The 16,955-nt window shown below is 60.7% G+C and carries 19 protein-coding genes; 6 read left to right on the top strand and 13 right to left on the bottom strand.

All coding sequences use genetic code 11. The annotated features are described in order from the left end of the window. Nucleotides 1-20: 20 nt before the first annotated feature. The 6 genes from NKH60_RS18730 to NKH60_RS18705 form a co-directional block, all read right to left on the bottom strand. Nucleotides 21-2,315, bottom strand: coding sequence for a D-alanyl-D-alanine carboxypeptidase family protein (locus NKH60_RS18730; protein ID WP_352872908.1), 2,295 nt, complete (start codon nucleotides 2,313-2,315; stop codon nucleotides 21-23). Between the two features lie 2 nt (nucleotides 2,316-2,317). Further along, a complete protein-coding gene (locus NKH60_RS18725; protein WP_352872906.1) occupies nucleotides 2,318-2,608 on the bottom strand; it encodes a hypothetical protein in 291 nt (96 codons plus the stop codon). Between the two features lie 283 nt (nucleotides 2,609-2,891). Next, nucleotides 2,892-3,575 carry a hypothetical protein gene (locus NKH60_RS18720; RefSeq protein WP_352872904.1) on the bottom strand — a complete coding sequence of 228 codons (684 nt, stop codon included), beginning with the start codon at nucleotides 3,573-3,575 and terminating at the stop codon, nucleotides 2,892-2,894. Beyond that, entirely contained in the window at nucleotides 3,575-4,159 is a 585-nt protein-coding gene (locus tag NKH60_RS18715; RefSeq protein ID WP_352872902.1) for a hypothetical protein, read from the bottom strand. Before NKH60_RS18715 ends, NKH60_RS18720 begins: the two co-directional genes overlap by 1 nt. Then, nucleotides 4,160-4,420: a hypothetical protein gene (locus NKH60_RS18710; RefSeq protein ID WP_352872900.1), complete on the bottom strand. Its 261-nt coding sequence runs from the start codon at nucleotides 4,418-4,420 to the stop codon at nucleotides 4,160-4,162. 15 nt (nucleotides 4,421-4,435) lie between these two features. After that, complete coding sequence (locus NKH60_RS18705) at nucleotides 4,436-5,212, bottom strand: terminase small subunit (RefSeq protein ID WP_352872898.1); 777 nt, start codon at nucleotides 5,210-5,212, stop codon at nucleotides 4,436-4,438. 188 nt (nucleotides 5,213-5,400) lie between these two features. Here NKH60_RS18705 and NKH60_RS18700 point away from each other — a divergent pair, with 188 nt between their 5' ends. Next, nucleotides 5,401-5,718 carry a hypothetical protein gene (locus tag NKH60_RS18700; RefSeq protein WP_352872896.1) on the top strand — a complete coding sequence of 106 codons (318 nt, stop codon included), beginning with the start codon at nucleotides 5,401-5,403 and terminating at the stop codon, nucleotides 5,716-5,718. Between the two features lie 133 nt (nucleotides 5,719-5,851). Here NKH60_RS18700 and NKH60_RS18695 read toward each other — a convergent pair whose 3' ends face one another. From NKH60_RS18695 to NKH60_RS18675, 5 genes are all read right to left on the bottom strand, one after another. Then, nucleotides 5,852-7,528 (bottom strand): DNA primase family protein, encoded by a 1,677-nt coding sequence (locus NKH60_RS18695; RefSeq protein ID WP_352872894.1) that lies wholly within the window; start codon nucleotides 7,526-7,528, stop codon nucleotides 5,852-5,854. A 4-nt stretch (nucleotides 7,529-7,532) separates the two neighbouring features. Beyond that, nucleotides 7,533-7,772, bottom strand: coding sequence for a hypothetical protein (locus tag NKH60_RS18690; protein WP_352872892.1), 240 nt, complete (start codon nucleotides 7,770-7,772; stop codon nucleotides 7,533-7,535). Between the two features lie 5 nt (nucleotides 7,773-7,777). Next, complete coding sequence (locus NKH60_RS18685; protein ID WP_352872890.1) at nucleotides 7,778-7,978, bottom strand: helix-turn-helix domain-containing protein; 201 nt, start codon at nucleotides 7,976-7,978, stop codon at nucleotides 7,778-7,780. Between the two features lie 130 nt (nucleotides 7,979-8,108). Then, nucleotides 8,109-9,491 (bottom strand): site-specific integrase, encoded by a 1,383-nt coding sequence (locus tag NKH60_RS18680; protein ID WP_352872888.1) that lies wholly within the window; start codon nucleotides 9,489-9,491, stop codon nucleotides 8,109-8,111. A 703-nt stretch (nucleotides 9,492-10,194) separates the two neighbouring features. Beyond that, a complete protein-coding gene (locus NKH60_RS18675; protein ID WP_352540245.1) occupies nucleotides 10,195-11,262 on the bottom strand; it encodes an adenylate/guanylate cyclase domain-containing protein in 1,068 nt (355 codons plus the stop codon). Between the two features lie 115 nt (nucleotides 11,263-11,377). Here NKH60_RS18675 and NKH60_RS18670 point away from each other — a divergent pair, with 115 nt between their 5' ends. The 4 genes from NKH60_RS18670 (at nucleotide 11,378) to tolA (ending at nucleotide 14,469) form a co-directional block, all read left to right on the top strand. Continuing rightward, nucleotides 11,378-11,818 (top strand): SRPBCC family protein, encoded by a 441-nt coding sequence (locus tag NKH60_RS18670; RefSeq protein ID WP_008873905.1) that lies wholly within the window; start codon nucleotides 11,378-11,380, stop codon nucleotides 11,816-11,818. Between the two features lie 406 nt (nucleotides 11,819-12,224). Next, on the top strand, nucleotides 12,225-12,806 hold the full coding sequence (locus NKH60_RS18665) for a VOC family protein (RefSeq protein ID WP_352540244.1): 582 nt from the start codon (nucleotides 12,225-12,227) through the stop codon (nucleotides 12,804-12,806). 27 nt (nucleotides 12,807-12,833) lie between these two features. Beyond that, entirely contained in the window at nucleotides 12,834-13,700 is an 867-nt protein-coding gene (locus NKH60_RS18660; protein WP_352831418.1) for a glutathione S-transferase family protein, read from the top strand. A gap of 364 nt (nucleotides 13,701-14,064) precedes the next feature. Continuing rightward, nucleotides 14,065-14,469: a cell envelope integrity protein TolA gene (tolA, locus tag NKH60_RS18655; RefSeq protein ID WP_352471136.1), complete on the top strand. Its 405-nt coding sequence runs from the start codon at nucleotides 14,065-14,067 to the stop codon at nucleotides 14,467-14,469. 137 nt (nucleotides 14,470-14,606) lie between these two features. Here the strand turns inward: tolA and NKH60_RS18650 are convergent, their stop codons facing one another. Beyond that, nucleotides 14,607-14,822 (bottom strand): hypothetical protein, encoded by a 216-nt coding sequence (locus NKH60_RS18650; RefSeq protein ID WP_352768213.1) that lies wholly within the window; start codon nucleotides 14,820-14,822, stop codon nucleotides 14,607-14,609. A 333-nt stretch (nucleotides 14,823-15,155) separates the two neighbouring features. On the opposite strand from NKH60_RS18650, the gene NKH60_RS18645 reads away from it, so the two are divergent. After that, nucleotides 15,156-16,127, top strand: coding sequence for a DUF2865 domain-containing protein (locus NKH60_RS18645; protein ID WP_352831419.1), 972 nt, complete (start codon nucleotides 15,156-15,158; stop codon nucleotides 16,125-16,127). Between the two features lie 84 nt (nucleotides 16,128-16,211). Here the strand turns inward: NKH60_RS18645 and NKH60_RS18640 are convergent, their stop codons facing one another. Next, complete coding sequence (locus NKH60_RS18640) at nucleotides 16,212-16,565, bottom strand: hypothetical protein (RefSeq protein ID WP_352831421.1); 354 nt, start codon at nucleotides 16,563-16,565, stop codon at nucleotides 16,212-16,214. Nucleotides 16,566-16,955 lie beyond the last annotated feature (390 nt).

The following is a 16,955-nucleotide window of genomic DNA, read 5'->3' as shown; positions in this document are numbered from 1 at the left end:
CTGCGTTGCCGTGAAGGCGCTCAGCGATTGAGAACGAAATCCTCGTAGCGTTGCACAACCTCTTCCTCGCTGGGCTTGCGGCCAAGCTCGCGCTCCAGATCGGTTGAAATGCCGCGCCGCAGGTCAATCGGGATATCGCCGTACTTCACCACGACATCGACGGTCTCGCTGTCCGAGCGCTGACCCGCCTCGAACGCAAAGCCGCTCCGCTCACTCGTCGCGTTCAAAGACCATGGCGTCCTAAGCGGGTTCCAGATCGATCGCTCAGTTTGATCGCGGATCACCACCGGCAAGAGCAGGCGGTTGATCATCGACTGAATTTCCATCTGGTTCGGCGATTTTTGGGTTGAGCGTTTAAACTCTTCCATTTGCGCGGCCAGGGCGTTCTGAAATTGCGCCACGCGCTTGGCTGCATCCTCGCGCGTGCTATCCTCTTTCCCGGTCGTTGTAATGCCTACGGCTTCAAGCTGGCTTTGCGCCTGGGAAAACGCGGTCGTAAGCGTCATCCCGTCTTCGCGCGCCTTGCGCTGATCGGTTAGCGCCGTTGTCTGTGTACCCGTGAGTTCCTTGATCGCCTCTTTCGACAGTCGGTCGCGATAATCGTTCAAATCGATGGCGGCGAAGTCGGTCGGATTGGTCGCGGCATACTTGCGCATGTCATAGAGTAGCGCTTCATCGCTATCGACGGCGCGGCCCGACGCGGCCTTGTTCATGTATTCCCAGGCCGACGATACCGCCGCCATGCCCGCCGCTTGGCGAACCTCCATGGGAACCTGATCGGGCGTCTGCCCCTGATCGATATATTTCCACAGTTCGGCCTTGGCTTGCTTCTCCCGGGCTTCTCCTGCCTTGCTTTGGGCCTCCAGCGCCGAATAGAGCCGCTTGCGCGTGGCGTCTCGCACGTCAGGATCGGAGATTGCGGCAAGCTTCGTCTCGATGTCGTCATAGGACGGTGCGATTGCGCGCGATGCGACGGTGTTGTTCCTGGGTGCGACCGTGCCGGCGAACTCCGCTGACCCGCGCGTTCCCATCGGCTCGATGTGCCACGGCTCATGTTTCATCGGGAAATAGAGACCGTATTTCCCGGCGTTCTCATGCACCCAATCGACAACATCTTTCGGCGCGTTCCGCAGCGAGACGCCGTTGTAAGACAGATCGACGGCGTTGCCCTCATTGTGCTGCGAATGGCCTGGAGGCGCGACCCATTTGCGAGCCGCAGCGGGCGATCCGTACCGCTTGACCGCCGATGCATATAGCTCCGCCTGGTGCTCTGGCGAGCGATAGCCGGAATAGATGCCCAGGCCCTCACGGATGCCTGGAGGGGCGTCCTGCATCATCGCGGCCAGATTGGTTGCGAAGCTCTCCCGCAGGCCGTCGACGCTTCCCTTGCCCTTACCTCCCGTCAAGCGACCGTAAAGAAACCCGCGCGCCTTCGTCGGGCCGGTCTCGCGAACGGTTCTATCCGCAGATGACGCCGCTGGCACATCGGCGGCGCGACCGCCCGACAGGATCGCCTCAGCCTCGCGCTTGGACTTTTCGGCGACGAGTTCGGTTTCAAGCGACGTGCTCAACGCGTACTGATCCGCGCCGGTCATCTGCTTTGCGTTCGCCTTCATGTAGCTTTCGGCGGCAACAGGATCATCCTGGGCGATCCTGAGAGTGATGTTCTTGTGAACGCCAGACACGAAATCAGCTTCCTGGAGCTTCAAAGTGTCTGCGCCCCAGCCCTGCAATTCACCCTGCCGGCGCAGCTCCAGCTGGCCCGCCGCGATATATTTCTGGACCATCGACGGGTTGTTGGCGTTCTTCATCGCCTGATCGCCAAACGTCTGAATGCTACTTTTCAGGTCATCAACTATGTAGGATTTCAGCGCCCCACCCTTGTGCATCAGCCCTTGGCGACGGCTGTCTTGCTCAAGAGGATCGATAGTTTTCGCAAACATGTTCTGTTGAACAGGCGTGAGCTTGGCAGACGCAGCGACCTTTTTCCTCAGGTCGCGGATGTCGTGATTGTATGTGTCGAAAGCGTCAATCGCTGCCCGCCCATCCTTTTGCAAAAACCCGCTATCCGGATCATATTTGAGACCGTCAGCCTCGGTGATGTATTGGTTCCGCGCACGGCGAACTGCCGCTTCATCCTCAAGCGCCCTGACCTGGGCGACCGCAGTTCCGAGATTGTCGAGCCCGCGCGCCGCAGACTGCATGCCGCGACCGACGCCCGCCCCGAATGCTTCTGGCGTGGCGTTGGCGTCCAAGTCTTGCTGAAAGATCGGGCGCGTCGAAATATCAGACTGGTATTCGGGAACCTTGACCATGATTAGCTCACAACAGAGAGAGTAAGTCGATATCCGCAGCGATAGCCGGCTTCGACAACGGAGACGCCGGAGCCATCAAGTTGGCATTCGAGCCTTGCGAGCCCTCGTTTCAAAGCGGCGTACATGCGCGTCGGCGACGGCCCCCCATCGGGATCGTCGGAGTACATGGCGTCGAAAATTGCCCCGGACATTATGGACATGCCCTTGCCGCGCCAGACCGCGCCGAGAATGGCAGCGGCATGTCCCGTGATCCCGCGCTCAGCGATCAAGTCGGCAAGCTTCGGCGTGGTCACAAGCTGGTGACAGCAAGGGCATTCTATCGGAGAGAGGATCACCGGAGCGCCTTCGTCCGGCCAGGGCGGCGCGCTGCGGCTTCACGTGCCCGACGCGCTGCGGCCTCACGGATTTCCGGGGCGTGTGCAAGCAACACGTCCTCTAACCGTTGAGGCTTTGGCGGCGGCTTTGGCAATGTAGAGCGCAGCCATACGATGTGTTTCACGTGGGCCAAGTAGTCATCAAGCGGCCAGTTTAGAGCCGCCTCACCAAGCCCCTCTTTGAGGTCGTCAACAGGTGGCATCAGCGGTAATTCCTCCGCTTCGCTTCGCGAATTGCCAATCGGATCATTCGTGGGTCGCTGCCCATGCCGGATGCTTCGAGCGTCTCAATCACGCCTGGCGACACAGTTGAAAGATCGGCAACGAAGCGTCTGGCAATTGCTAGATCAGTCTGCATTGCGGCTTCGTCCGCATACTCACTCGCCAGCACTTCCATGCCGCGCGAGTATGCCTCGCCCGCCTCGGTTTCTGTTGGAGGTGCAAAGCGAGCTTTTCCATCATGGAGTAGCTCCATCATGTCCTTGACGTCATGTTCGCTTGTGCCGTGCTTCGAGAAATCCGCTGTGAGCGACGACATCGCGGACGCCAATTCGTCGGCTCGCTCACCTTCGCCTGATAGTCGCGCGTCTAGCTCGTAACCCTCCATGCGGCCCGCCAGCGCTTCCGATATGGCGGCATCGGGTTTCAGCGCGTCATTCCGAAAGAGTATCGCGGCGGCATCGTCGTCTTTACCGGCAGGAGGCGGGGCTTCGGCCTTGCGCTCGCTTGTGAACACCACGGCAGCGGCAGCGTCGGGCTTGTCATGAGTGCCAGTAAGGCGCTGTTCGGCGGCGCTGCGCTGGGCCTGATACCAGTCAGGTGCCTGCGCAGGCTTTGACGGCGCGTCTCCAGGAAAAAGCACGTAGGCGGGGTCCATTTCAGCCATCACGCGGCCTCCTGTTCGTTTTCGGCTGCGAGCAAAATGACCCATGCCGAAGTCGCGATTTCTGTCACGGACTTGCCCGGGCCGGAGAGCCGCGCACGGCCATCAGCCAGGCGGATCAACTTATCAATCGCCATTACTGCGAGACCCATCTGGCCCATGGGTCCGACCGACAAATTGACCTGCGCGCGTCCCAGGTTTTGCCGGATAAGCAGTTCTTCGGCTGCGATCTCAGGCAAGGATGCGGTTATTAGCGCAACCGCCGCATCAATGCGCTTGGTGGCGGCAAGGAGGCGCTTTGCATGGCCTTTCGCGGCGTCGAAGTGTTTCCGGCGCTCAGCTTCCGCCTTGGCCTCGCGAGCGGCGGCTTCGGCCCGCTGCGCTCGTGCCAATGCGCGATTGAGTATCAGGCGATCGACGGCCAACCGTTCGATGCGCTGGTTTATCTCGGCGGCCTTCTTGCCAGCTTCGGGTGCGCCGGCCACGGCGTCGGTCGAAACTTTGCCGAATTCGGCGTCAAGATCAGCAACAAGGATGTCGAGTGCGCCGATCTTCTCCAGGATTTGCGATGACGTGATGATGGTCATCTATGCCACTCCTGCCCAGGCCGATGCAGCGAGTTCGGTCACGGTCTTGTCGCCAGTGATCGAGGGTTTGCCCATCTGGTTCAACGCCACCAGCGCAAGGCGCTCTTGGTAGGCGCGGGATGGTGAAGCGAGCCGCTGTTTCCTAATTGCGGCCTCACAGGCTTCGATGACGGCTTTGGCGGCGCGAACCTGACCGATCAGCGTGTCAAGCTCAGCGGCCTTCGCCTGGATAGTCGCAATATTGGTGGCTATGTCAGCCATAGCTTTCCCTTTCTCTCAGGTGTTGCGGCGGGCGCTTAGAAACCCGTCCTCAGCGTTGTCGTAGTCTGTGTCAGCAAAGCCCTGCCGCTCCGGGTATTGCAGGATCGGTTGATAAGCCGGCGACTTCGGTGCTTCCCAATCGGCGGAGACAGTCGGCGAAGTCGCTGGCCTTGCTGGCTGCGGCGCGGGCATCGGCTTTGGGGTAGGTTCTGGCGCTTGAACGGGATTGGCAGGAGGCGCTGTCGTCGCCGCCACATCGACAGCTTGAGCGCGCGATAAGCGCGCAAGCCGATCGGCAAGGCCGTCCAAGCCCTTAACCTCCAGCGTATCGCGGAATGCGGCGACCGATACGTGCCGCCCAATCGCTTCCAGGCGGCGCACGCGATCAGAGAGCTTAACTTTTCTGGCTACGCCGATCCGCTTCCGGTCTTCACCTCGACCGTCAAACAATTCCTCAGTCTCGACACCGGCAACTAATCCACGCCGCCAGACTTCCGGCCATTCGTGGACCGGCAGAAGATTGCCCGTCTCCTCCTCGTAGAGGTCTGCAAGATCGGCCTCGACTTCCTCGTGCAACCGCCGGAGAAGGAAATCGGCATCGACCCCGACGCGATCAAGGCGCTTTTGCTGTCCTTGCTCAATCGCAGCCAGTATCTCAGGATCGTCCAGGAGCCGAGATGCCATTGCATGCGCCGAAGACGATGCATACCCAGCGCGCAACGCGGCTTCTGTGGCGGTTTCCGACCCCAGATACTCTTCAATGAACCGCCGCTGACGATGCGTGAGTGCCATAAGGCAACGGGTATCAGCGCATGGTTGCTGGCAGTTTCCGCCTTGCACAAATTAGCACTTTTTCGCCTCATCACTCAGTGATCGGCATAGTCTCACAAGGTACCGGCAGAGATCGGCGCGACGTGACAGCCCTTGCCATAAACCGAGTTGGCGCAGAGGATGCGCCCGAATCCGGGGGGGTATATTCTATGGCAAAGTCGTTCTGGATCGGCGTGCTATGCGCGATGGCGCTAACGCCATGTTCTGCGATTGCCGAAACGATATGCCGCGTTCCAGAGCTTGGTCCGCAACTCGCGACATTTGGCCATCCGCATTGCGAGGGAAGCCTGACGCCTGACGAGGCGATTGAATGCGTGAACTACCTTGCCGAACAAGCAGATGATCAACGCCGCAGAGCCGAGTTTGCGACCGCCCAGGCCGAATGCCTTTGCAAAGCCCTAAATGAGATCGCTGGCGGCTTTGGTCACTATAGCCGCTTGAACGGCTCATGCAGCGTCGAGCAGTAGAATTACACGCTGAGCCGCATTGAGACGCGGTTCAACGCATTGCACTCTACACTCATTTATATCCCCGACTTTATAACTCTCTATACCAAAGTCACGCATGCAATGGTCAGAGACGCGTCTCAGCGCGTCTCAACTACCAATCAGCCATGCTCTCTTTCGGTTCAATCGCTTTGCTGCCCGCGATGTCGATACCCTCGTAAATCCTGACTTGCTGACCCTCGACCCTCGGTCGACTTACCTTTAGCCCCGATACGACAGCGCGCAGATCGCGCCCGAACGATTGAAGGGTTCCGGCTTCCTTCCTCCCATTTGCCTCGCACCAAACCTTCCATTCCTCGAAAACGCGTTCAGGCAGGCATTGCAGACCGGGTGCGACGGTGCAGCGCTGTTTCACGAACGCCGCGACAGGAGAGCCGAGCGCTTCAAGCTCGTCTATCGCGTCCCGCGCGCTCTCGGGCTGGAGGAAATAGCCGCGTTGCCGAAGTCTGATGTAGCCGGCCCGCGCCCAATTGAGGATGCCGGGAAGCTCGCCCAGGAGCCTGTTTCCAAGCCCGCGATCCTCCCTTCCGAAGAACGAGTTCTCCATCGTCAGGACGACGAACCGCGAGGCCAGCGCGCCCGAAGCATCGGCAAGACGCGGCAGTTCGTTGGTCATGATGACGAACCTGATCGGAAGCCTGCCAGTCCAGGCCGGCAAGAACTTGCGATCAATCGTCAAACTGTCCTCGCCCGAGATTGAGAGCAGGCGTTCTGCAATGGCGGCTTGATCCGCGCGCGAGCCGAGACGAGCGTCACCTATGATGCCGAGCGGCTTCCCAATCAGCGGTGCGAGGCCAAAATTCGTCGCCAGGCTCGCCAATGTTGGAGCCGCAACGCTACCGTGGCCAAGCAAACCAGTGAGGACACGTGCAACTGTGCCTTTGCCGGATCGCTTCGGCCCGACGATGAGCGCTATTTTCTGTTGTGACGTATCGGGCGCAAGCAGATAGCCGAACAGGTCTTGCAGAGTCTCGATGGACTGGCGATCGTCGGGCCATATTTGATCCAGGAAGCGCAGCCATTCGGTCGGCTCTGGAGCGTCCGGGTCAAACGAAACATCGGCGGCGTTCAGGCCGAAATAAGCAGGCGTCGGCGCGTGGAGCGTTCCGGTCGGCAGATGCAGCAGCCCATTTTCGACGGCCAGCAGTTCGCCCGCTGGAAGCATGTCACCAGACGCCAACCAAGCCGGTGTCTCGATACTGGCCGGCAGATTGCATGCAGCCGACAGTGCCGCGAACACATCGCCAACCCGTGAGCGATTAGGCTGGAAAGGGCCAAGCTCCTTTTCTGGTGTGTGGCATAGCGCCTGATCCAGAAATGCCCATATCGCAGCGTGAATAGCGTCATGATCGGCCTCCCGGTAGCACGATCCGTTCCATTCGTAGAACGATCCGCGATGGTGATGCAGAGTGCGCAGAGCCGCTACAGCATAGCACGCCGTCAACAATTTGCGCGCGGACGGCAATGGGTCGCGTCTATCAAGGATCAGAGCCTTGCCAGCATCTTGGCGGATTGTGCGCGCCGCAGCCACGGGCGATGCCGGCTTCGGGCGCTGCGAAGGAGCGGCGGCAGGTTCGACGCGCTCAGCGGGCTCGCCTGCCGGTTTCTGTTGCGGTGGCGACCATGGCCTTGCGGTCGCGCGCATGAAGGCGTCAAGCTGATCTTTCGACCAGCCGTCATCCACCGCGTCGGCGCAATCCCAGCCCTTTTTGGGATGCTTACCTGTTTGCCAGTCGGAAAAAGAATAGGGCGCTTGAGCGTTCATTCGCATGCGACTAGATCGGATCGTCTTCCGGCGAGATTTGCGGGATCGCGGCAAGCTCCGCCTTCGCGCAATCATCGCAAATCTCGTCAACGGTTCGACCTGTCGTCAGGGCAGGCTTGATCGTGAGGGCTTCCGCTGCCTGCATCGCCTCAGCGGGAACGGGCTTCGCGTTTGGGCGAGGAAACGGGATCACGTTGTCGCCGACGATCCGGTGTCCGGTCTTCGCGCAGAAAATTATATCCTCAGCCATGGTGGTCACGCGGCGGCGCTGGTCGAAGCCGTAGGCAGGCCCGCCAGGAATTTCCGCAGGTCATCAGCCAGGATAAGGGTCCGCTTGCCGTGTTTGCGAAAGGTCAACCGGCCCTCGTTTGCGGCAAGATAAAGTGAGGTTCGGCCCAGGCCGGAAACGGCTACGGCCTCATCAATCGTGTAGGCGAGTTTGGGCTCAAGTATCATCGGTGCATCCTCTCGTTGGGGCGTTCGGTTCGCAGCCGTCCGCCTGTATCCAACAGTGCACCAGTGATGGTTGGCGCCACCAACACCCAATATGCGACACGCTTCATGTCGCATATTGAATCGGGGAGGGCTAGCCGCGCCGTGTGAGGCTGACAACGTTTCCTCGTTCATCCGGAACCAATGGCACGATAGCTTTCGCAACCATTTCTTCCAGGCCGGACGCAATCCATTTCGCGTAGTGGCGTTCGATCATCTGCGCGCTCGTGTCGTGAACGGCGGCAACCAGTCTGATCGGCAGATTTGCGCGGATGCCGCGAACAATACTCGAATGGCGCAGCGCATAGGGGATAACGCCTGACAGGGCCGCCTTGTTCGTCAAGGCAATCCATGGTCGGCGCAACTCGGAAACGTTAAGCCATGGACCGCGACCGGTGCGCTCCCATTTTGCCGGTCCAACTTGCTTGTGCCGCCAACGTTCGAGCAGCGGCTCGTCATTCGGTCGGCCCGTCGAGGCAGGCAACAGTGCGTCAAGCACGTCGCTCCCAACGGGCACGGGTGCTGCGCCGCTCTTGCTCCCCCGTCCCTTGCGGGACAGGGGCACCATCACCCGACCCTGGACGCGCTGCACGTCGCCCACCCTCATTCGGACAACCTGCGAAAACCGTGCGCCTGTCGCTGCCAGCAGGACGACTAGCCGGAACAAGTCACCCTCCCATCTGTCTGCGGCGTCGATTTCTCGCGCCGCCCGGAGCAGGCGCGCAATATCGGCATCTGACAGGATTTGGCTCTCACGGGCAACGGCGTCCCCATCGTCAGTGTCATCGTGGTGAGCCGGTGCGGCGAAGGCATGTTTGATTGTTCCCGGCAGAGTGGCCGGCAGTCGGGCGCGGTTAGCAGCGTAGGCGGCATTTAGCGCTGCCCGGAGATCGTTCACGAGCCGCCGCACGGTTGTTGCTCTCATGTCGGCGGGTAGGCCCGAGCGCCATTTGGTTAGGTCGGTGTCGCTCAGAGCATGCAGCGCCACGTCAGCGAGCGGCGAGGCGGGAATTGCGACTTGCTTGCCTCGCTTCTCTTGCCCCAGAACATACCGGGATAGACGCCTGTTCGCGTCGGAACGGCCTTTGCGTCCCTTGCGCCCCTCATCCCGGGCATCGCGCCTGGCAACGTAGGTATCTACCGCCATCCGAACCGTGACAACCGGCCCCTCAGCTGCGGCTTTCGCCTCAGACCTCGCTCTCTCAACATGCTCACGAGCGGCCCGCTCGGCTTGCATAAACGTAAGGAGGCCCTCAGTTGACTTGTCGTTGATGTCATTCGCCGACCCAATGGGCGCTTGCTTGTAGTTCGCACCTGGCCCCCAGTTTCGCCAGCGGACAAACCAAACTCCCGCCCGGACTCCTTTTCGGTAATAAAGATGCGCCTCGGCATCCAGCCGTCTGGCATGCTCCCCAATGGGCAATCGCGACCTAGCCTTAGCAGTAGTGATCTCAGCCTCTTTCAGAACCTGTGCCATCGCCTCTTTCCCGTGGATACGTCGAATATCCATCGAATATACATCGACGGGCAGCGGCGGACAATGGCGGACAGGCAAGTATTACTCCGTTGATAAATATGAACTTCTGCGAACGACGGCGAACGGTCCTTTCCTATTTGTCGCGCCCTCTCACGGCGGGAACAGGGGTTCGATTCCCCTTGGGCGTACCAAGTCTCTCCAAGCTCTCGGCAAACCATCAATCCGATCCATCGCCTTGGGTCGCGGCGGGTCTGGCTCATTGCCGCTTCTGGTGAAGCGGAGCTGATTGCATTAGCATTGCATCGTGGGTCTTGAGGCACAGCGTTAGCGGCGCGCAGAACGTCGCGCTGAACAGGGCAGTCGATGCCACGCGGGGAGGAGCCAGATACAGAAACTACAATCACAAGGCGTCCATCACGCTGGTCGGCACTGCCTGGAGCCGACCTGAGCTACAGCTGCCGGCGGCGGATCGTTTTGGCGAACTCGGCGAAGGCGCCTCTCCCTCGAAGGGTGGATGCCGGGAAGGCCCTTAGCACCGGCCAGCGAAAGCTGCGCGCGACGCGCATGGCTGGGCTCTAAACGCGCCATACTCCAGTTGCAGTATCGTAGCTTCTTTGCCGTTCGAATTTCTCTCAGTCATGGCTTCGCACGATACCAAGATATGCTGCGAACGACACATCCACGGCGGGCTCAACCATTCGATCTATTCCGGCAAGCCGAAAAGTGTTTGCGCGCCTGCTATTCCTCCGAGCGGATGACTGCCCATGGCGATCATCGGCTCGGTAGTTTCTGCCTCGAACACTGTCGACGCGAGCACCGTCCGTCCCAACGGCTTGCACAGCCCTTCGATGCGGCTGACAAGATTTACAGCCTTGCCGATCGCGGTGAAGTCCAACCTGCCGGCAGTGCCGATATTCCCCCAGAGTATCTCGCCGACATGCAGGCCAATGCCATATCCGAGCTCAGGGCCGCCATTGCGGCGCCGAGTTTGGTTGAGATGATCTATCCCGGCGCGCGTGGCCTTCACGGCGCGTACCGCCGCGTCACATGCGGCATTTGCATCGCGCTCGCCAATCGGGAAAATCGCGAGGACGCCATCACCTATAAACTTGAGAACCTCACCACCAAATGCGTGCACCGCGCCGGCGACGCAATCGAACCAGGCATCAAGTACCAATACGATCTCGTCTGCATCATGAACCTCGGATAGATCGGTGAAACCTCGAAGGTCCGCGCACAGAAGCGCAGCCCGTATCGTCTCTCCCTTTACTCGACGAGAATGACCGTTGAGCACATGTGCTGCACTGCGCTTTCCCAAATATGCCTCGAGCAATGCGCGTTTCGCGGACCGTTCTGCGAGTGCGGTCATCGGAGCCGCAGCAAACCGGGAGATTTGCCGCAGCAGCTCTGACTGCGCCTCATCCGGAGTATGATCGAACGCCCACACCAAAGTCGGTGCGACACCGCCCGCTCGCTCGTCGAACACGATCGCCCGCGTCGTGCCAAGCCACTCCCGCAGCACGAGCCGGGGATCGGCATTCTGGCGGTCGGCGCCTATCCCCAAAGCCTCGACCACTTCACCCCCAGGCGCTCGCCAGAGCCAGATGCGGCGTGAGATAATCGGGTCGGGAGCATCCTGCGCCAGCGCGCCGGCGATGATCGGCAAGCCGTCTTCAATCAAATGCGTTGAGAGCTGCAATAGAAGTCGCCCACCGTCGCCAATATGCGCGGCGTCGTCCAGAAGGAATGAAAGCGACTTTGCGAGAAGCATGGGTAGAAGGTCACTCGGCACCGGCTTATGCTTACGCCTCGAACATCTTCTTGCAACTCCCCACATTCGCTTCAATCATGCAGGTATTCGCTGCGGATGTGACCTGGAGTGAGCGATGGCGGAATCGGTTTACACAGAGATTGAGGTCGCGGCGCCACAAGCGACCGTGTTCGCGCTTTTGACGGATCCGGACCAGATTGTGCGATGGATCGGGACCGAAGCGAATTTGGATGCAACGCCGGGCGGTCTGTTCCTCGTCAATGTCGGTGGTCGCCATATGGCGCGCGGTGAGTTCACCGAGGTGATCCCGGTCCACCGTCTTGCCTACAGTTTTGGCTGGGAAGACAACGAGACCGTGCCCCCCGGCTCCAGTCATGTCGAGATCGACCTGATCGCGAGGGATGCGGGGACACTGATCCGCTTCACGCACAGCGGACTGCCGAACGCAAAGGAGCGTGACAGCCACCGAAGGGGATGGGAGCACTACCTCTCAAGGCTGAAGATCACTGCCGATGGGGGACATGTCGATCCCGACGTGCCGATGAAGAATATGTGATTTTCGTCTAAGGGCCGCGGATGCCCGTAATCCGAACCAGGCGCGGCATGCGTCAACGAGGGCCCCTTTGACCTGCCGTCGCCAAACCGGCGCTCGGGAAACCCAGCGACCTGCGGGCCGCCGCACCACTACAGCTGCCGGCGACGGGTCGTTTCAGCGAGCTCGGCGAAGGCGTCCGCGATCCCGGTGCCGCTCTTGGCGCCTGCGTGGAGTTCTTGAAACTCAGCGCTTCTGGCGCAACGCCGCGGATTGAATTAGCATCCGTTCATCAAAGCTCCGGCCGCACTCCTGCAGGATGCGGAATGCGGAGCGCAGGCGAGCGAGGCCGGGCGCGGTCACATGCCAAGCGCGACTGGGCATCCGAACTTCCGTTCGGCGGCAAGACGGCGTGGCCGGGAGGAGTCAGATGCAAAAGCTGCAATCGCAAGGCGTTCATCACATCACGCTGGTCGGGGCCGGGCGCCAGACTTCCATCGATTTCTGGGAGGGCGTGCTTGGCATGCCTTTCATCTTCGAGCAGCCCAATCTCGATAAGGCAAGCGAAAGCCATCTCTATTTCGATCCGGGCGACGGCCGGCTGATCACCGTCTTCACCGACGAAAGCCGCACGCCGGTCAAGCGGCGCACGCCGACCGACACGGGCTGCGTCCATCATATCGCTTTCGCGGTGTCGCGCGTCACCTTTCTGCAGGCGGTTGCCCGGCTCGACGAGCGCGCCATCAAGCACAGCGGCGTCAAGGATCGCGGCTTCATGGACTCGATCTATTTCGAGGATCCGCTCGGCCTGCTGATCGAACTCGCCTCCTACCGTTTCGAACCGCCGGCGGGCTTCACCCATGCCGACGTGCTGATGCAGGCGCACAAGATCCGCGTCGCGCGCGGCGACTACAACATCGCCGAAGTGCACCTTGCCGATGCGATCCAGGCGCTTGTCGAGCGCTCGCGCACGACGTTGTCGGAGGATCGCGCACCGAAAAATCCATACTGACGACACGCCGAACAAAGGGAGGATACAATGGCGAAGACAGCAACCAAGAGTGCCACGAAGCCCGCGGCCAAGGCAGCCAGGCCAGGAGCGAAGCCGGCGGCCAAAGCCGCCGGCAAGTCAGCGGCGAAAGTGGCAAAGCCGGCGGCCAAGGTCTCCGCCAAGAAGCTGGCGCCGAAGGCCAAGGCGAAACCGGCGAAAAAGCCGGCGCTCACGCTCAGCATGCTGAAGCCCAGCGTCAACAATATGAGCGTTCGGGTGTTTGCACGCGCCGCCGGGCTCGATCATTCCGAAACCGACGTTTGGGGCCTCACGCGCTCGCCCGAATATATGGCGCGAAACCCGGCCCATCTTACGCCGATGATCGAGGACAAGGGCCTGCCGAGAGGTGTCTTGTGGGAAAGCTGCGCCATCATGCAGTATCTCGCCAACAAGCACGGGCTGGAGAAATTATATCCCAAGGCGCCGGCCAAGCGGGCAATGATCGACAGCGCCATGTTCTACCTGATCGGCACGCTCTACCCCTATGTGGCGCGCGCCACATATCCTGTACTGAATTTCCCGCAATATGCCGGCGAGGTCGGCCACAGCGACGCTCATCCCGACAAGAAGTCGGAAGCCCAGAAGGCCGCTATAGAAGCGATAGCCGAGCCGCTGGAGGTGTTTCATAGCTTCTTCAGGAACGGCAAGCCGTTCATCGGCGGCAAGAACCCGTCGATCGCCGACATCCGCCTGGCGGCGACGCTCGAATTCCTCGCCGTCATCGACTACGCGCTGCCCCAATGGGCAAAAGACTATATGGCGGCGATCGAGAAGAAGCTCGGCAAGGCCTATGCCGAGCCGGCCAGCGACGTGCGCGGCTATATCGCCTATGTGCGGTCGCAGGCCAACGCCTGAGGCACGTGCAGGCCGGCGATCGTCCGCACGTTCTGCGGGAGCCGGTAGTGATCTGAGGTAATTCTTTCTTACTCTCCCCTGTTTGCACGATGTGGGGAGCTTAAGGTTTCGTTAACCGAAACCCTTTCTACTGGTATCCACCTCCAGCTTGCGACCACGGATGTACTGGCGCGGATGGAAAGCAAAGGTCGGCTGCTCGCCGGCCTTTGCTTATTGCAGCCCTGCCGAAGTTTGCGGCTGACGGCGCTTCACGACGCCTGAATGGCTGATGAAGCGCGTTGCCGGCATCTTGCCATCGCCGATGTGGGCCCTACCATCGAAGTAGTCCCGTCCTCGATGGCGGTTCAAGGACAGAGGCCCTGTCATGAAAAGCATTGCTGGAATGATGGTGATTGCAGGCGCCATGCTGGCGGGTGCAGCCGGTCAATCGAATGCAGCGACGCTCAACACCATGCCCGAGGTCGGGGCTGCCATCCAGGCGTGCTGGACCCCTCCGGCGAATGCCGGGAATTCCACCGTCACCCTGAGCTTCAGCTTCAGGCGCGATGGCACGCTGATCGGCCGGCCCAAGCCGACCGCCATCCGCGTCGCCGGCGAGGAGAAGACGCGCCAAGCTTTTGTCGACGCGGCGGTCGCGGCCGTGGACCATTGCCTGCCGTTGAGCTTTTCACCGGCGCTGGCTGAAGGCATCCCGGGCAAGGTGTTCACTCTGCAATTCAACTCGCCCAAACAAGAACAGGCTGCACCGCGAGTGAAGGCTTCGCCTTGATCTTTTCCGACAACCGGATTCCACTTTTCGGGACCTAATGCATGTCGCGCAAAAGCGTGCAGCGGTTTTGCGACAACGACATGCATTAGACAAGAACCTAAGCGCGTCGCATGACGCCCGGTCGACCGCGATGCGCTTTAGTGGCGCCTTCGTCTCGCCTCGACATGTCGCGCCAGTTCCGGCACCTCGAAGACATAGTCGCTCCAAGCCGATTCCGGTATCTGGCCGGCGAGATAGCACTCCAGCAAAAGCCTCTGCTCGTGGTCGAGTGGCCTCGGTGCGCGTTCATGGTCCAACCAAAGTGAATGGAACAGATTCCTGGTCAGGTCCGCGACAGTGAAGTGGATCGACATTTGCGGTCTCCTCCTTTGGCCGCTCAACGCCGATCCCAGGGCTAAGGTTTCAGCGACGGCCGGCCGGTAACGCCGGATTGATCGCGATGCCGAACCCGCCGCGCGCATCAAACTTCGCCGTGGCGGGCGTCCGCCGGCGTTGCTGCCGGTTCGTCTCAATCTTGAAATAAAAATGTAATATTGAATTTACACGAGTGGATCTAATACACTAGAGCTAAAGTCTCTGGTGGCGGTTTGATCTACTTCAATTAGGAAAAACTGATTTAGCTAGTACTTATCCATAGTCGACAAAGAAATCCTGTTCTCGGTGCAACAAGGATAATGGTCGTTCCAATGACACGCTTCTGGCCCCTCACGATTCTGATGCTGGTGTCGGCAATAGCCGTTGCGCTCGGCACATCCTTCTCCTACGCGGATAGCTGCGGTGCCATCAGGAGCCAATTGCTTTCGGCGGGGCGCAGCGGCGGGACCAGCCCCGAGCTTGCCCAACTGCGCCGGCAACTCGCCGCGATTCAAAAGCTTGAGAGACAACGCAGATGCGCAGCGAAAACCGCCGGCTTCTTCTTCAATCCCTGCGCCGACCTGGTCAGCAGCAAGGCGGAGGTGCAACGGCAGATCGCCAGACTGTCGAATTCGAGCAGGGACACGTCCGGACTGAAGGCCAGGTTTGTCGCGCTGGGCTGCGCCGCCCCCGCTGCCAAGAAACAGCCGGCGCAGCAACGCACGGCACCCAAGGCCCAGTCCGCAGGCACAACAATTGGCGGCAATCGGATGCTGTTTTGCGTTCGCTTGTCGGACGGATATTTCTTCCCCGCGCCAAAATCGCAGTTCGCCAAGAGCGACGATCAGAGGGAAACGGTCGATCAGTGTCGCTACATCTGCGACGATGCCGGCGTCGACCTCTATACGCTGAGCGACGCCACTCGCGAGACCGAGGAGATGGTCGCGCTCGAGTCGGGAAAACCCTATGTGGAGCTACCTGCCGCGTTCCGGTACCGCGACGACGCGAACTTCAAGGCCTGCGACGTCAAGCGCTATTACCGGCGCGTCGCCGAGCTCAGGGCACGAACCGTGACACCGGCCAACATGACCAACGCCATCATACCGTTGCCGACGGCAAAGCCGGATCTTGGCGTCGTCGCGGAAATTCCTGAATCCGGGATCGAAACCGCCGGTGCCGCTCCGGCAGAGGCAAAAACGCAGGCTGCCGAAGTGCAGGGGGCTGCCCAGCATCAGTCGATCGAAAGAGCGATCGGCGCGCGGCCGGTGAGAGTGGTCGGGCCGGCCTTCTTCCCAGCGGACTGACCAAGGCGGGCGATGTTCCGAGACGGCTGGCCGGATAGCCGCTTCAAGGCCTGGAGCCGTGCGCATCAACCGACGGACGGTTGGCTATTCGCAGACCATGCGGGCCCGTTTGCCGGGCTCGCTGACATTCTTGCAAGTTAGCGGCTTCGTCGGCTCCGGCGACAGCATGGGCGGGTTGTTGGTGACCCTCCTCCGAGGCGCTGCAACGGAAGCCGCGCTCCTGCGCACCGCCGGCCTTTTCGGCGGTTGCGGCGCCACTGGAAAGACGTCGGTCTCCAGTTGCGACTGTTCGGCTTGCGCCTGCGGCGAAGGCCTGTCCCAGAAACGGCGAACATCGAGCGGCTTGGGAATGATGACGGTGCCGTCATAGCTGCGCGCGCAGCCGCTTCCCAGAGGCAGCGCCAGGCACAGGAAGACAGGCAGAATCCGTCGAGACATCAGCAATACCCCTGCAAGCTTATAACGCTGCTTCGGCCTAACCGACAACCGGCGGAATAGGGCGAAGGGAGTAGATACCGTGAAGTAGAGTCGTCGCACTTCCAGTGGAAGGCGTTGCTCGAAGATCGAGCGCCGGGTCGGGCGCGGATGGAGGTCCAGCGCGAGTTAGAACCTTGCGATTCGTCAACGCTTCCAGCGTAAGGCCATGGTGCGATCGCACCATACCAAAGCCGCGCTCAGTGGCGACAATGGGATATTCGAAGTTCCGCTCCTCCAGTTACGGGCGGGAGCAGCGACCGCCGGCAAGAAACAGGGTCAGATTTACCCCAACGGACCTGTTTCGGCGATGGCGCGGCCATGACACGTTCTGGCTGCATGCAACGCGCTCCC

Origin of the sequence: Mesorhizobium sp. M1006 (assembly GCF_040318825.1) — a bacterium.
Taxonomy (GTDB): Bacteria; Pseudomonadota; Alphaproteobacteria; order Rhizobiales; family Rhizobiaceae; genus Mesorhizobium.
The sequence above is the reverse complement of the archived record's forward strand: the minus strand, read 5'-3'. Positions and strand labels throughout refer to the sequence as shown.